Below are 15285 nucleotides of genomic sequence, written 5' to 3' on the forward strand. Positions count from 1 at the left end.
AAATCGTCAGTTTTTGTTGGAAGTACAACGATTTTAAACATTTTTTCAAAAATGTATATTTTTTACACACAGCTTTTGTTCCTTTTACAAATCCTTTTCATTTCCAATACAATCTAAATGAATTGTATTGTAGCGATTTAAGGTGATCTACCTTAAAGAATCCTATGTTTTTATGTTACGCTAAATCTTAAAAATTAAGATGAACAGACTTCGACATTACGTGCCTGTAATCCTTTATCTGATTCTACTGCCTCAAAGGTTACCGTCTGACCTTCTTCCAGACTCTTGTATCCATCTTGTAGAATTTGTGAATAATGGACAAAGACATCTTTGCCATCCTCACTGGATATGAAACCATATCCTTTTTCTGCGTTAAACCATTTTACTTTACCTTTCATTCACTTCACCTTCCTGATTTCAACAATCAAAGTATAGAGAATCGCATACGTTTTAGCAAACCTTTTTCATCGCAGGATTCGACAAAAAGAGGATGTGCTGCCAGTACCAGCGCCTCTATTTTATATGTATGCGGCAAGAGTTTTTGGTATGCACACAAGATGGTAGAACCACTTGTGCATACATCATCAACAAGTAATAGGGGCTTTTGGGGCAAAGAAACATCACTTCTTCGTTGTATTACCTGGGAAATAAGAGCCCTGTTTTGCATATTTTGTAAGGATTGTTTGTGATTGCTTGTCTTATAAAAGGGTTCAATGATCTCCAGCTTACAAGCTTGCAGCATCTCCCTTACCGGCAAGAAACCGCGTTCCAACATCTTCTCTTTACTGGAAGGCATTAATACAATGGCATATTGTCGAAATTTGTCATTAAGTTCCTGCATAACTTCATGAAAAAACACAGGACGCAAGGCAATATCCCTACCTTCTTTAAATTGAAAGATCATGCTTTCTAAAAAATCATTGTAACGATACAACATAGACAATTGCAGCGAGTCCAACTTCGTGCTCTTGCATAAGGGCTCCAACTGTTTTCGGCATGCCCCGCATAAGAAAGAAGAACGTTTTACATAATGAAAGATATCTTCTTGTTTATGTACATTCTGAAAACATAACAGACAATGCTCTACAATGTCTGATTCATCTTGTGAATGGCGATGGAGCAGCGTTTTATAGAAGTGGTTTTGTGGCTGCATAAAAACACTCCTTTCCCTTTCGGCATTTCGATGTTACGACCAACACGCCCAATCATTTGGATGAGACTGGCCTCTTGAAAAATGGGATGATCGGCACATAGGATCATCACATAAATACCGCGAATGGTGATACCTCTTTCTAAAATGGTCGTCGTGATTAAGAAATCATATCGTTTTTCATGAAATTCATCTATCACCTTTTCTTTCTCTTTTGTTTTTGAGGTGAATACGGCACAACGATGTGTCAGTCGTAAGAAACGATACAATGTATTCGCCATATGTATCGTCGGAACAAATACCAAAGTCTGTATACCATCATGTTTTTGTTTACGTAAAAAATAAAGCATCCAAACTATCTGCGAAGCTTTTGGCATCTGATATACCTGCGGTTCTATCAATGGATAGCCATGCGGACGCTGAAACAATTCCACCATGCAAACTTCTTGCCTTTTCACCCTTTCCAGCATATCTTCATCCGGTGTGGCTGTGAGCATGAGCTTTTGTCCGATGCACGCATGCATCGCAATTGCTTCCAATAAAGCATTATCACGATAAGGAAACGCATCTACTTCATCCATAATGAGCAAATCAAACCAGCCATGATAGCGATATAATTGATGCATAGTACAAATAATCAAATCTCCATCCGTGATATCCGTAAATCCTTCACATACCGCAATGACCTGTAGCATAGGAAATGCCTGCTGCATGCGTTCCTGTATTTCTAAGACGACCTGTCGTCGGCTGATCGCAAAGCCCACCTTCTTTCCTTGGCATAAATACCATTGTATTGCTTCCATTGTTAATTCTGTTTTACCGGCTCCGCAAGCGGCATACACTAAAACATCTTTGCCTTCTTTTAGGTACTGCATAATGGAGGCAACTGCGACTTGTTGTTTTGGCGTTAAAGGATAGGGCAGCGTGTAGTGACACTTACATCGTCTGCGCATGCATGGACGCGTTATTGGTTCCTTTCCGACATCTACTCTGCCAAACCCAATGCATTTTCGACAATACCAGACACCCTCATCTTGATAAAAATAGTTCATGTCCTCATTTCCGCAACGTTGGCAACGCATAAAAACCACCTCACTATGTCATACGACACAACTTGGTGGTTTTCCGTGTTTATTCAAATATTTTCATATTTTTCTAGTAAATAATCTCTTATTTATAGTTTTTACGTTTCGCAATATCATCACTTACGCATGGATTTCCAATAACGATCATACGTCTCCACGATTTCTTGATAATCTTTCATCGTGTTTAGATCACCGCCATATTTACGATCCAATTGATAAGCGTCTACCTCGACTTTTTTTACTACCTCTTGTAACAGCTCTTCCCATTCCCCATCAAAGCGTTTCTTTTCCTTCTCATGCAGATGGTTCAAAGTTTCTAATAAGATCATCTGAGCATCCTTACGCCAATAGCTGACACCGAGCAAGGACAATACTCTACGTTCTCCTCGATCGATATGGAATCCTTGAATATGATGCTGTTCATCCACTTCAACAACGCGAACAGGTGCTCCATTGGGACGTTTCAGCATCGTATAAAACGTAGTATGTGTAAATGCTTCTTTAAAAATATTCTTGAATAAGACCGTATCCCCATGAATCAGCCAACATTCATTCAATTGTTCTGCAATTAAAGCAAGGGAATGGATATTATTGTATTCACCATATGCCGTATTATACAGGATATGAATAGGATAGTTCTTTTTCAAAATAGAAAAATCTTCATGCCGATGCCCGGTAACAATGGTAATATCGCGAATACCTGCTTGTAATAAATACTGAATGATCTGTTTGATTACCATAGTTTGCCCGATGGTAAAAAACGCTTTATTTTTATATTTCGTCAATTCTTTAAAACGATGTCCCACACCTGCAGCTAAAATTACTGCTTTCATATAAAATCCCCCTGTGAAGAAAGGCAGCCCATCCGCTGCCTTTTCGATCACTTGTCTTTATTTCTTTGTTGTCTGTAAGAAATGCCAAGCATCCTTGCACATTTCTTCTAATCCTTTTTCTGCTTTCCAGCCTAACTCTTCCCACGCTTTTTTCGTACTTGCATAACATTGGGCAATATCCCCGGGACGGCGTGGATCAATTTGATATGGTACCTCAATCGCATTCACTTTTGCGAATGTATTGACAACATCCAATACGCTATATCCTATGCCGGTACCTAAATTGTACGCATCTACACCGATTGGCTCCATGACTTTTTTTACTGCATTGACATGGCCTTTGGCTAAATCCACCACATGAATGTAATCACGCACGCCGGTACCATCAGGTGTATCATAATCATTGCCATATACATGTAAAAAAGGCAGTTCTTTGTTTGCGACTTTTACAATGTAAGGCATTAAATTATTAGGAATGTCGTTTGGGCTTTCTCCTATCAGACCACTCTTGTGTGCACCAATTGGATTGAAGTAACGCAACAATGCGATATTCCATTCAGGATCAGATACATGCAGATTTTTTAGAATCTGTTCAATCATCAATTTTGTAGTACCATAAGGATTTGTGGTAGGTCCTAATGGAAAATCTTCATAGATAGGAACACTTGCTGGATTGCCATAAACCGTTGCGCTGCTAGAGAATACCAGACGCTTACAGTTATACTTTGCCATCACTTTACACAATGCCAGGGTACTCATTAAATTATTCTGATAATACATCAAAGGTTTTGCCACAGATTCGCCCACTGCTTTATAACCGGCAAAATGAATAGCGGCATCAATCTTATGTTGGGCAAAGATTTGTGCCAACGCAGCTTCATCACAACAATCAGCTTCATAAAAGGTTACTTTTTTTCCTGTGATACTTTCTATCTTATCAACGACATCTGCCTGTGAATTATAAAGATTATCAAGGATTACAACGTCAAAGCCTGCATCCAGCAATTCTACACAGGTATGACTTCCAATAAATCCGGTTCCTCCGGTCACTAATATTTTCATAAGCTTCCTCCTGTTATTTCTGTTTCATTATAGCATTAATATAGCCTCTTGCTGCATTTATTTTTTATAAGCTGAAAAATTCAAATATCCTAGGAGATTTTTATGCCAATACTTGTTATCGATCTGCTTAATATACGCGTACCTTACAGCGTACCTTTTTACCATTGCTAGAAGTTGCACTTATATAGGCTGTTCCTGCTTTTTTCGCATATACCTTTCCTTTTGAAGTGACGGTTGCCACTTTCGTATTACTGGAACTCCATTTCACTGTTTTATAAGTTGCCTTGCTCGGTGAGATATAAGCACGTAATTGGAAAGAGCGTATTTTATTCAGAGTTAAGATGGTCGTATTTAGTTTGATGGAAGATACCGGTGTATGTTTTTTTACCGTTACAACGCAAGTTTTTTTAAGCCCATTCGCACTCACCGTGATCGTAACTTTTCCCGCTTTTTTCGCTGTCAACTTCCCGCTGCTGCTTATACTTGCTATCTTGGTGTTACTGGATTTCCATGTTGCCTTTGAAGATGCACCCGATACCTTGGCAGTTAAGGTTGTACTGCCTTTTTCATATATAGACAATTTACTTTTAGAAAGGGAAAGCGATGGTGTTTTCACACTGACCTTACATGTTTTGGTAATTCCATTCGCAGTTACCGAAATGGTTGTTGTCCCTGCTTTTTTCCCGGTAATCTTACCTGTACTGCTCACTGTGGCAATGCTACTATTCTTTGTTTTCCATACACATTTACTGCTAAGTCCCTTGACACTGGCGGTTAAGGTATAGGAGCCTTTTACATTCACGGCAATACTTGTCTTAGATAATGACAAGGATGGCTTTACAACGACAACTTTACAAGTTTTCTTAGCATCGTTTGCACTGGCACTGATATAGGCAGTACCAGCTTTTTTAGCTGTGATCTTACCAGATGAAGAAACTTCTGCCACTGCTTTATTATCTGATGACCAACGCACGGTTTGGGATTTTCCATAAGCCGTCGCTTTTAAAGTCACACTACTTTTTTCATACAAAGTTATTGATGTTTTATTCAAGGTAACGATTGGCTTTTTCACGCTAATCGAACAGGTTGCCGTAACTCCGTTTGCGGTTGCGCTGATTTTGGTTGTTCCTGCTTTTAGCGCCGTTATGGTTCCCTTGGCATCAATTTTGGCTATGGATGGCTGTTCACTTTTCCATGAAATAGATGCTGTTGGAGTTACTGTGGCTTTTAAGGTATACGTCTTTCCAACATAGGTCGTCACAGATGCTGTATTCAGCTTGATGGTAGGATCTTTTACCGTGACACTGGCAATTCCATTCTTTCCATCCGCGGTGACAAATACAAGTGCTTTGCCGGCTTTCTTAGCCGTCAATACCCCATCGGCATTGACACTGACAACACTGGTATCACTACTCTTCCATACAGGTGTGCCCTGAATAGCTGTAACGATGTTCAAGGCCATCGTTTTATTTCGATACATCGTGATTGAAGTCGTATGCAAGGTTAATAGTGCTGGTTTCACGCTTACTTTACAGGAAGCCTTGCCCCCTGCTGCATCTTTTGCCGTAATGGTGACACTGCCTTCACGAATACCCAATACAGTGCCATTGGCATCCACACTGGCGATGTCAGCATTACTGCTTGACCAAGTAACCTTTTTATTGGTGAGCTTAGATGAAACCATTGGTTTTATGGTCATCGTGGTACCTGCTGGCAGCGATGTCGAAGACGTCGAAAGCTTTAATTGTAACTTCGTATATTCATCTTTTACCATCGCTTTAAATTTCGTCCAACCCATGGATCCCTTTTTCATATGATTCATGTTATATGGACAATCCTTGCCAGACCAGTCTTGATGACGTTTGACTGCTGTATACGGCAATCCATTTTCATATAAGATACTGGCTGTTAGATAAGCAGCATTTTTTTCAGCCTTAGCATAATTACCATCTGCATTTTCACAGATTTCTATCCCAATCGTTGATGCATTTCCACTGTCATTGCCATCACCGGCATGCCAGCCTACTTCATTCATTGCCAAACTTTGATAAATGACTTTATTATCTACTTGAAAATGCCAAGATGTCCATGCGGCCGTTCGGTTAACGTTGCGTTCATACTGGATATTCGCATGGGCTGCGGCATCCGCGCCTTTACTGGCATTTGCTGTATTGTGTATGGTCACATACTTTGGAACCATCGAGATACCTGAACGTGTAGGATCAGAAATCTTAGGTAATAATTTTTGTTTAATGGCCACACCATTAACACTTGTTTGCGATAAGGTCCGCTTGGTATTCAGATAGGTTGCATATTGCTTACTGAAAACCGTACCGTCATCATGATAGGAAGTTAAGATCCAGCCTTTATATTTTCCATTATTCACATAGGCAAAATAATTCGCACGCTTGCTAATCGTGTAAGTACCTGCCGGTATGGTTCCTGTCTCAAATCTATCATCAAAGATAGGTACAGAGTAAACATCTAAGGTCTTCGTTGTTTTTAGCTGTGCCGATATATCTTCAATTTCTAATTCCTGGATGTTATCATCCCAAGTGGTGATCCATCCACTTCCTTTTTCTGTATTCACATAAAAATAATTGCCATATCGTTTCGTAGCATAGCGTATCTTTGGCGATAATTTTGCCTTAACATTGCCATATGGCTCTTTATATAATGATGTTGTTTTAAAGTTATATAAAATATAATTACCGTTTCGCTGATATGTATACCCCTCTACACGTGCATAAGGATTTGCTTCCGCTATATCCTGAAAACCATCGCCATATGCATATTCTCCATCGTTGAAGACATCCTCCTTTATGGATGTGTTCGCTGTTTCTTTCTTTTCCTGCGCATGCACAAAAGACATCGATGATAATGGCAATGCCACACAAAATAATGCTATTAAAAGTTTCTTCATATCCTTTCAAATCCCCTCTCATTATTCATTTTATCATAAATGTGTCACATAAAGTTACAAGTTTTGGATGTTTCTTACCGTCATGATCATACCAGCCTCTTTGAAAACTTATAGCGTTAACACTTATTACTATTATTATAGTCCCTTTTTCCTTTATTTGAAAGACAAACCTTATCGATTGTCTTACCATCTATCTGGTATATCAAGATGTCATGGTCTGATCTTATAATTCATCCTTATGATGAATTTCATTTTCGCTATTTGAATCAAATCGATGTTCCCTCTTGCATAACCTAATAAAAACAGTTACAATAACCACGTAATACGCAGCAGTGGCAGAGTCTGGTTTAATGCACCGGTTTCGAAAACCGGCGTGTCTTTTGACACCGGAGGTTCAAATCCTTTCTGCTGCGCCAAGTGTTTAGAATACACCGTGATAACGGTGTTTTTTTATCCCTATGATGCTCTGAATTCATTATCTTTATGAAACCTATAACCTTTTCCAGCGCAAACGTTTTCTCTTTCCTTCATTCTTATTTCCAAGAAAAGGATTGGTATATCAGAATTGCCTTTTTACCTCGAGAAATTATATAATAGAAGAAACGCTAAGGAGGAAGTTCACATGCTTGATTTCTCATCATTACCAATGGGCGCTACACTGCTGGCACCGGCACACCTGCATCCGCTCATTCGCCAAAAACTTTTACAAACGACCCATGGATTGTTAGGCTTGCGTTTATATACGCTGAATGGTTATCTGTCTGCCCAATCCTTGGAAGATGCGCCAAGTGAGGCTTCCATCTTATTTGCCTATCGCGAGCGTATCAAACAGCTTTCTTCTTCCTTACATATTTATCAAGAAGCTGCTCTCACTTCTGTTTTCTTAAAGGAATGTATGCAGTGCCTTGATGATCTTAAGATATGGCAGATTCCGCTGAGTGTATTAAATGAACAGGAAGAAGCTCATGCTGAGCGAAAAACTATCCTGACTGCGTTGTATCCAATTGAAACACAAGGTGATTTGATTGTTAAAGCGATTCGTGAAATAGCGCATAAGGATGCGCATATGGTATATATTTATGATGCTTTCTTCACTCCACAGCAACAACAACTAGTCAACCTGCTGGTTAGGCAAGGTGCTACTTTATTACAGGATGAAGAAATTCCTCATGAACGAAAGTTTTATCATGCAGTGAATAAACGACAAGAAATTGAAGGCTGTGCCCAATATATCTTACGCCATGAGATGAAGGCTGAGGATGTTGCCATCACCTTGGCAGATACCTCGTATATCCCCATCCTGGAACAAATCTTTAACCGCTATCATATCCCTTATACAAACCTTGTGGCATCCGCTGCCAGCAGCATTATTGTCAAACGCGCACACATGCTGTTGAATTATTATTTACAGCCAACGCAAGAACATTTATTGGCCTGCTTAGATTGCGGTATCTTTCATGAGGAAACTTTATCCTCCTTACTGCAATATTTACAAATTTATCAAAAAGACTTCTTTCAGCCATTTGATCATTTACAAACACTTTCCACCACTTCTCATATTCTGAATGAAACAGATGTGGCAAAGCTGAAAGAAATAGAGGAACGTGCAGAAATTGCCCGACAGCATATCGCTGAACAATTACGACCACTCATGCATCCAGCTTCTTATGAAGAAATGTTACTCACCGTATTAAAACTTTTAAAAAACAGCCTGGGTAACGATATGCAGCAAAGTGCGGTTTTACAAGATGTCATGAATGTTATCAATGAAGTATATCCATATATAAAGGAAAAGGATGATATCACTTTTTTACTACAGTTATTAGCGGATATTACTGTACATTCCACGATTCATCAATTGCAAGGGGTCAGTGTCACCTCACTAAAACAGGGATCCTGTACCAGAAAACATCACTTCTTACTAGGCGCTACACAAAATCAATATCCTGCCTTTATGGCAAAACGTGGTATCTTTGATGAGCACTATTATGAAACCCTGCCTTATCCAAGCATGGAACATCGCTATCAATTGCATTTGAAACAGTTACGTAAGCTGCTAAACCGCAGCCAACATCTCTATATATCCTATCCCTTAGGTACGTATGAAGGAAAATCTTTAGAAGCTGCCTTAGAAATAGAACAAATGTTTGATGAAAGAGCTAAACCCTATCCTTTACAGGAAATGTATGAAAAAGCAGATATTGCGCTGACCATTACATCGCAAACAGCCCATGCGCTGTTTGTTCGCAATCAGCAAATCAAAGGTTCCATCTCTTCTATTGAACGCTATGTAAAGTGTCCGTTTTCATATTTCCTGCGTTATGGGTTAGGTATTAGAGAACCTATGAAACTAGGCTTTGCGGATTCTTATATGGGAACCCTTTCACATTATCTGTTAGAAACCTTGACTAAGCAACAGGGGAAAGCCTATACAAGTGTATGTGAAACAACGCTTACCGCCTTGATTGACAAGGAAATAGACGCCCTTCAAGAAGTCTTTTCGGACATGCGTACCCGCTTACAGATTTTACGTATCCGTATCGAATCCAGCATGATACAGACATTGCGACGTTTAGCTTCTTTTGAGGAACATTCTCATTTCCAGCCCTGGCAACAAGAACGCGAATTTCAATATGAAATACCTGTAACATCGGATGTCACACTGGCTTTGCATGGCTTCATTGATCGTTTGGATGTATATGATGATATCCTATGCATTCTGGATTATAAAAGCAGTGCAAAAACACTATCGGAAACAAAAGTATTTGCGGCAATGCAGTTACAGCTTTTAACCTATTCCATCGTCATGGCCAAACTGGAACAAAAAGAAATTATGGGAGCTTATTATCTATCATTAAAAAATGAAAATATTCCCCATCCGGCAGGTAAGCTATCGCGCCGCAAGCCGGTTACCTATACACCGATTGAAAAAGCAGATCTACAAGATGCCATCATCAAAACGCATCGCATACATGGATGGACCATGTATCCGAATGTATCCTTATTAGATGATGAAGGCACGCATGTGAGCGGTGTTCGCTGCAATAAAGACCAGCTCATCAAAACAAGTAAATTATACGACTTACATAGCATAGAACGCTGGTTCACGAGCATATATCAGCAATTAGCCAAACGTATGCTGGATGGTGATATCGTCATAGAACCAAGTGAAGATGCCTGTCTATACTGTGATTTTCATGCTATCTGCCGTTTCCATGGTATGCCATTTGAACGCAAAGCCATGGTTGAAACAGATGATTCCCTCTATCGGAAAGGAGAGGATGAAGATGCCTAACTGGAATCCCCAACAGCTGAAAGCTATTCAGACAAAAGATAAAAACATCATGGTATCCGCCTCTGCCGGCAGTGGTAAAACCACGGTATTAATTGCCCGCTTAATGGATCTGGTGGTAAAAGATCGTGTTCCGATTGATGCCATTTTGGCTATGACCTTTACGGAGGCGGCGGCCAGTGAAATGAAAAAGCGACTGGCTGCTTCTTTACAGAAAGCCTATGAAGAAACAAAGGATCCTGAGGAACGTGCTTACATCACCCGCCAGCTTACAAGTATACAAACTGCCCATATTTCGACCATCCATTCTTTCTGCTTATCCATTTTACAAGAGTATTACTATATGATTGGCCTAGATGCTACGCGCATCACCAACATCATGGATAATGGAACGATGGTCTTATATCAGGGAGAAGCATTAGAAGAAGCTTTTCAAAACCAATATGCCAAACAGGATAAAGTTTTTATTGATCTTTGTGCCATGTTTTCCTCACGCAGTGAAAATGATGAGGCACTGCGCAAGCTGATTACCTCACTTGCTGTCATGGCATCCTCACAAGCAAATTCCGATGACTGGTTAAACGCTTTGCTCATCCCTTATGATAATATCAAGCATATACAAGATCTGCCCATTGCCATACAAGAAAACTTCTTTTCCTACTTAGCAGTAGAATGTTCGCGTTATGAAGAAGGCATCTTGCGCATTCAGGAACTTTATCGTTACCGCTATGACAGTGAAGTAAAAAAAGCTGCATTAGTAGAACAAAAGGTACAGGCTTTGCCATCTTTACAAGAAACCTTAGCCAAACGTGATTATGAAGGCTTTCGTTTAGCCTTTCAATCCATTGCCCATGGAATCCTTCCTCCCTCTCCGGATAAAGAGGATAAAGAATATGTTCATTTGCGTAAACAATCACAAGAATTAGAAGATCGTTTATTAGGACTTTTATTCAGTGAGCAACAATTCATAAAGGATATGCAAGCATTAAAGCCTTATGTTCAAAAGCTGATTGAAATGGTCAAGGATTATCGAAGGAGCTATGCGCGTATAAAACAAGAACAAGCAGTCATTGATTTTGACGATATGGAGCATTATGCACTGGAAATCTTGCAGTGTAAAGATGGTCAGGTAGCACAGCGCTATCGTGAGCAGTTTACTGAAATCATGGTAGATGAATTTCAAGATAGCAATGATGTGCAAAATACCCTGGTTCAATCCATTTGCCGTGAAAATAATGTCTTTCGTGTCGGTGATATTAAACAATCCATTTATGGTTTCCGACATGCCAAACCTTCTTTAATGCGCGGTATCATTGAACAACAGGGTATCTATGATGAAGTCATCTATTTATCAAACAACTATCGTTCGAAAAAAATGATCGTTGATTTTAATAACCTCTTATTTAAACAGTTAATGAATTTAGACGGTTTCTCCTGCCGCTATGCCGATGCAGATGATGTAGAAACCGGCGTTGCAGAACAATTGCAAGACAATGTGCCAATCTGTTTTCATGCCATCTTTCATGATGAGATCAAGAAGGCCAATGCGTTGATTCTCGCTAAAAATGATCTGAAGGCCAGCTATATCGCCAATCAGATATTAGAAATACGTGAAAAAGAACAGCGTCAATGGAAGGATTTTGTCGTACTGGTGAGAGGAAATGCTCGTAAAGAAAATATGAAGAAAGTGTTTGATGAACTGCATATTCCTTATTTTATTGATGTGAAATCCGGTTTCTACCAATCCAGTGCCATATCGCTGATGCTAAGTGCCTTGCGCGCCATCGAAGATCCGCATAATGATATCGCCTTAATCGCCATCTTACTATCTCCTTTATTCCCTTGTAGTGCAGAACAAATTGCCCAAAGCAAGCTGGCCAAACGTCAAGAGGCACAAAAGGCAAGTCAACAAGCTGCACATAAGGTATATGAATCTAGTTTTTATGCATATTTAAAGGAACATCCTATTCCCGGCTTTCAGGCCTTCGAAGAATTACGCAAAGAATGTTTTGGTTGTTCCCTTACAAAGACGCTGAATCGTTTATATGAGCAAAATAATTATTATGTATTGCATACAAGCGTGCAGGAAAAAACCAATTTGGATCTATTGTTTGAAAAAGGAGCAACCTTTGAACAACAGCATGCCATGGGCATTCATGCGTTTTTGAATCAGATTGAACAGATTAAAGATGCTCAAACAGCAGAGGCAATACCGATTGGCAGTGAAGCTGATGTCGTCCGTGTCATGAGCATCCATCAATCAAAAGGGCTGCAGTTTCCGGTTGTCTTCTTATGGTCAAATGATGCCATGACAGCAATTGAATTTAAAGATTTATGCATCTGTGACAGTGAACTGGGAATTGCCTTAAAACGAATGGAACTGCCTGAACGCTATGTACGAACAACGATTCCTCGTATCGCCATGGAGCATAAAAAAGATAAAGAAGAGCTAGAAGAAGAAATGCGTATCCTCTATGTGGCAACGACACGTGCTCAGCAACAAATGCATATCGTAGACTGTGTTTTAGACCTGGAACAATATAATAAGCCTTTAACGACTTCTTCTATATACGATCGTGGCGGTTATACCTCCTGGCTCTTACAAACCTTTCTGCAACATCCAAATGACCTTTTCACCATCAAAGAAGTACATACCCTGTGGCAAAGTTTTCCTCTTCAAGAACCGATAAAACCTCAATATCACATACAGCCTTATCATCAAGAGGTGGAAACCTTACAGTTTGCGACAGCTTCTGCGAAAAAAGCTACAGATATAGCAATTACCCTGCAAAAGCCAAAAGGTATGCAGTATGGTACGATGATGCATAAGATGATTGAAGCCTTGGGCAATTCAACATACGAAGATACCGCAATTCGGCAATGTGCGGCACGTCTGCACATAACGCTGTCTGAACAAGATGTTAAGCGCCTGCATGACTTATATGAAAACGAAGTCTTTCAGCGATGCTTGAAAACCACCTGTTATTATGAGCTTCCTTTCATGGTGAAGGATGGTGAGGAAGTCTTACATGGTTTCATGGATTTTGTGGCAATACAAGAGAACGGTATTACCATTATCGATTTTAAAACCGATGCCATCTTTTCAGCTGATGAGTTAATAACAAGATATCGGGAACAGTTACTGTTGTATCAAAAGGCTATGAACACGCTATATCCAAACAGTAAGATCGCTTGCTATATTTATTCACTGCATTTATCTGAGATGATTCAAGTCTCATAAATGATTAGGTTATGCAGAGGGTACCAAACGGTATATGGTATCCTCTTTTTTTGTATCTGAATTTATAAAAAAAGAAGGATTTCTCCTTCTTAAATTCGACTAGTAAGTGTATGTGTAAGAGCCTTCATAATATCCTGTGATGCCCTTATAAAGTAATGCACCCTTTTTCAAAGTTCCTGCTGATGAGAACTTAAAGGTTATTTTCTTATAACTATATGGATTAATATTTAAAGCAAAATTAGTAAAAGTTTGATTCGCTATTAATTTACCTGTATAATCATAAATTTTAAAATTAATTTTCTTAAAGTTCTTAACCGTTGTCATACGATTGTTGACTACATAAGTATCTAATCGTAAAGCTCCACCACTATAATAAACTTTTCTAACTGCTACCGAAGGATCACCACGATCATAATCAAATACATTGGTGGAAACATTATAAGATTTTGCATTTTCTTTTACGCTGACTTTACATTTTGTCGTATACCCGTTTCGTTTCGCGTAAATATATGCCGTACCGGCTTTTTTACCAACCACACGACCACTGCTATTTACCGTAGCAATGTTTTTATTTGATGAAGACCAGGTAATCTTACCTGTACCGCCATTTACTTTTAAGGTTGTATAAAATCCAGTATATATACTCTTGCTGGTTGCATTCACGCTAGGTTTTTTCACTGTTAATTTACACTGAGCAGTATAACCATTACGTTTTGCCTTAATATAAACAGTTCCAGCTTTTTTCGTTGTGACATACCCTTTGCTGTTTACTGTCGCAATGCTCTTATTGGAAGATGTCCAAGTAATCGCACCGGTTCCACCAGTTACTTTCAGTGTCATATGAGAACCTAAATACAAAGATGCAGAATGCTTATTCAAAGCTGGCTGTTTCACTGTGATTTTACATCTAGAAATTGCCGTCTTTGATTTCGCCGTAATATAAGCAGTACCGGGTCTTACAGCTGTTACTTTCCCATACTTGTCTACTGTCGCAACACTTTTTTTATCAGATGACCATGTTACTGTTCCATAAGATCCCTTAAACGTTAATTTGGTCGTTCCTTTTACATACAGTGATGCGCTGGTCGTTGTTAAACCTCTTTTAAGAACGGTGATTTTACAAGTCTTCGTAATACCATTTGAGGTCATTGCGGTAATCGTAGCAGTACCAGGTGCTTTTGTGTAAACCAAACCAGTACTGTTTACGGATGCAACTTTGGTATTGCTAGAAGACCATGTAATCGCACTGTTTGTTGCATTGCTAGGTGTTAGTGTAGCTTTTAATTGTAAATGTTCATTTGTGTAAAGTGTTTTTGAAATATAATTAAATGAAATCTTTGAAACACTAACATCATTCCTTTGGCTTTCCATCGTTGCTGCTTGTACTGGTCCCATCATGCTAAACACTATAAATAGACTCATCAAACAGCCAATAAGCTTCTTGCATATTTTCATGTTATTCCCCTCCTAAGGCCAATTACGCCTTTAATAGGATTATTATAGCTTCATTTCAGGTACATGGCAATATTTCTCATACAATCGATTAAAGAAAGTAGGCGATAGTCATTAAACTACCGCCCCTTATCAAACCGTACGTGCCCTATTAAGGCATACGGCTTACCAATATGCTTATTTATGTTATCCACTATATCGTAAATTTACTCCTGAATTTGCGATTTTCTTTATTCTTTCCTGTGTG

Annotated in this window: 9 protein-coding genes and 1 tRNA gene; 3 read left to right on the forward strand and 7 right to left on the reverse strand. The window is 39.2% G+C overall.

The genetic code is table 11. The features are described 5' to 3' along the window. Positions 1-194 precede the first annotated feature (194 nt). The 6 genes from EDD61_RS12720 to EDD61_RS12745 all read right to left on the reverse strand — a co-directional run bounded on the left by EDD61_RS12720 (position 195) and on the right by EDD61_RS12745 (position 7053). The gene (locus EDD61_RS12720) at positions 195-398 is read right to left on the reverse strand and encodes a cold-shock protein (RefSeq protein ID WP_008978176.1); all 204 of its coding nucleotides are present in this window, start codon (positions 396-398) and stop codon (positions 195-197) included. Positions 399-424: 26 nt separating this feature from the next. Then, positions 425-1153 (reverse strand): ComF family protein, encoded by a 729-nt coding sequence (locus EDD61_RS12725; RefSeq protein ID WP_207901051.1) that lies wholly within the window; start codon positions 1151-1153, stop codon positions 425-427. Beyond that, the gene (locus EDD61_RS12730) at positions 1084-2232 is read right to left on the reverse strand and encodes a helicase-related protein (RefSeq protein ID WP_132225693.1); all 1149 of its coding nucleotides are present in this window, start codon (positions 2230-2232) and stop codon (positions 1084-1086) included. The genes EDD61_RS12725 and EDD61_RS12730 overlap by 70 nt, the downstream gene beginning before the upstream one ends. Positions 2233-2351: 119 nt before the next feature. After that, positions 2352-3068, reverse strand: a complete 717-nt coding sequence (locus EDD61_RS12735; protein WP_008690509.1) for a sugar phosphate nucleotidyltransferase — start codon at positions 3066-3068, stop codon at positions 2352-2354. 57 nt (positions 3069-3125) lie between these two features. Further along, positions 3126-4130, reverse strand: a complete 1005-nt coding sequence (galE, locus tag EDD61_RS12740; RefSeq protein ID WP_132225695.1) for a UDP-glucose 4-epimerase GalE — start codon at positions 4128-4130, stop codon at positions 3126-3128. A 127-nt stretch (positions 4131-4257) separates the two neighbouring features. After that, entirely contained in the window at positions 4258-7053 is a 2796-nt protein-coding gene (locus tag EDD61_RS12745) for an Ig-like domain-containing protein (RefSeq protein ID WP_132225697.1), read from the reverse strand. A 326-nt stretch (positions 7054-7379) separates the two neighbouring features. On the opposite strand from EDD61_RS12745, the gene EDD61_RS12750 reads away from it, so the two are divergent. The 3 genes from EDD61_RS12750 to EDD61_RS12760 all read left to right on the forward strand — a co-directional run bounded on the left by EDD61_RS12750 (position 7380) and on the right by EDD61_RS12760 (position 13586). Beyond that, positions 7380-7469: transfer RNA gene (locus EDD61_RS12750), tRNA-Ser, on the forward strand. A gap of 206 nt (positions 7470-7675) precedes the next feature. Further along, a complete protein-coding gene (locus EDD61_RS12755; RefSeq protein ID WP_132225699.1) occupies positions 7676-10348 on the forward strand; it encodes a PD-(D/E)XK nuclease family protein in 2673 nt (890 codons plus the stop codon). Continuing rightward, positions 10341-13586, forward strand: a complete 3246-nt coding sequence (locus tag EDD61_RS12760) for a UvrD-helicase domain-containing protein (RefSeq protein WP_132225701.1) — start codon at positions 10341-10343, stop codon at positions 13584-13586. The genes EDD61_RS12755 and EDD61_RS12760 overlap by 8 nt, the downstream gene beginning before the upstream one ends. Positions 13587-13685: 99 nt before the next feature. Here EDD61_RS12760 and EDD61_RS12765 read toward each other — a convergent pair whose 3' ends face one another. Then, a complete protein-coding gene (locus tag EDD61_RS12765) occupies positions 13686-15041 on the reverse strand; it encodes an Ig-like domain-containing protein (RefSeq protein WP_132225703.1) in 1356 nt (451 codons plus the stop codon). Positions 15042-15285 lie beyond the last annotated feature (244 nt).

Origin of the sequence: Longicatena caecimuris, from assembly GCF_004341945.1 — a bacterium.
In the GTDB taxonomy this organism is placed as follows: Bacteria; Bacillota_I; Bacilli_A; order Erysipelotrichales; family Erysipelotrichaceae; genus Longicatena; species Longicatena caecimuris.

What these genes read in the sequence shown, in the direction of transcription:
- EDD61_RS12760 (WP_132225701.1), top strand. Translation starts at nt 10,341, where the DNA reads ATGCCTAACTGGAATCCCCAACAGCTGAAAGCTATTCAGACAAAAGAT.
- EDD61_RS12745 (WP_132225697.1), bottom strand. Translation starts at nt 7,053, where the DNA reads ATGAAGAAACTTTTAATAGCATTATTTTGTGTGGCATTGCCATTATCA.
- EDD61_RS12720 (WP_008978176.1), bottom strand. Translation starts at nt 398, where the DNA reads ATGAAAGGTAAAGTAAAATGGTTTAACGCAGAAAAAGGATATGGTTTC.
- galE (WP_132225695.1), bottom strand. Translation starts at nt 4,130, where the DNA reads ATGAAAATATTAGTGACCGGAGGAACCGGATTTATTGGAAGTCATACC.
- EDD61_RS12735 (WP_008690509.1), bottom strand. Translation starts at nt 3,068, where the DNA reads ATGAAAGCAGTAATTTTAGCTGCAGGTGTGGGACATCGTTTTAAAGAA.
- EDD61_RS12725 (WP_207901051.1), bottom strand. Translation starts at nt 1,153, where the DNA reads ATGCAGCCACAAAACCACTTCTATAAAACGCTGCTCCATCGCCATTCA.
- EDD61_RS12765 (WP_132225703.1), bottom strand. Translation starts at nt 15,041, where the DNA reads ATGAAAATATGCAAGAAGCTTATTGGCTGTTTGATGAGTCTATTTATA.
- EDD61_RS12755 (WP_132225699.1), top strand. Translation starts at nt 7,676, where the DNA reads ATGCTTGATTTCTCATCATTACCAATGGGCGCTACACTGCTGGCACCG.
- EDD61_RS12730 (WP_132225693.1), bottom strand. Translation starts at nt 2,232, where the DNA reads ATGCGTTGCCAACGTTGCGGAAATGAGGACATGAACTATTTTTATCAA.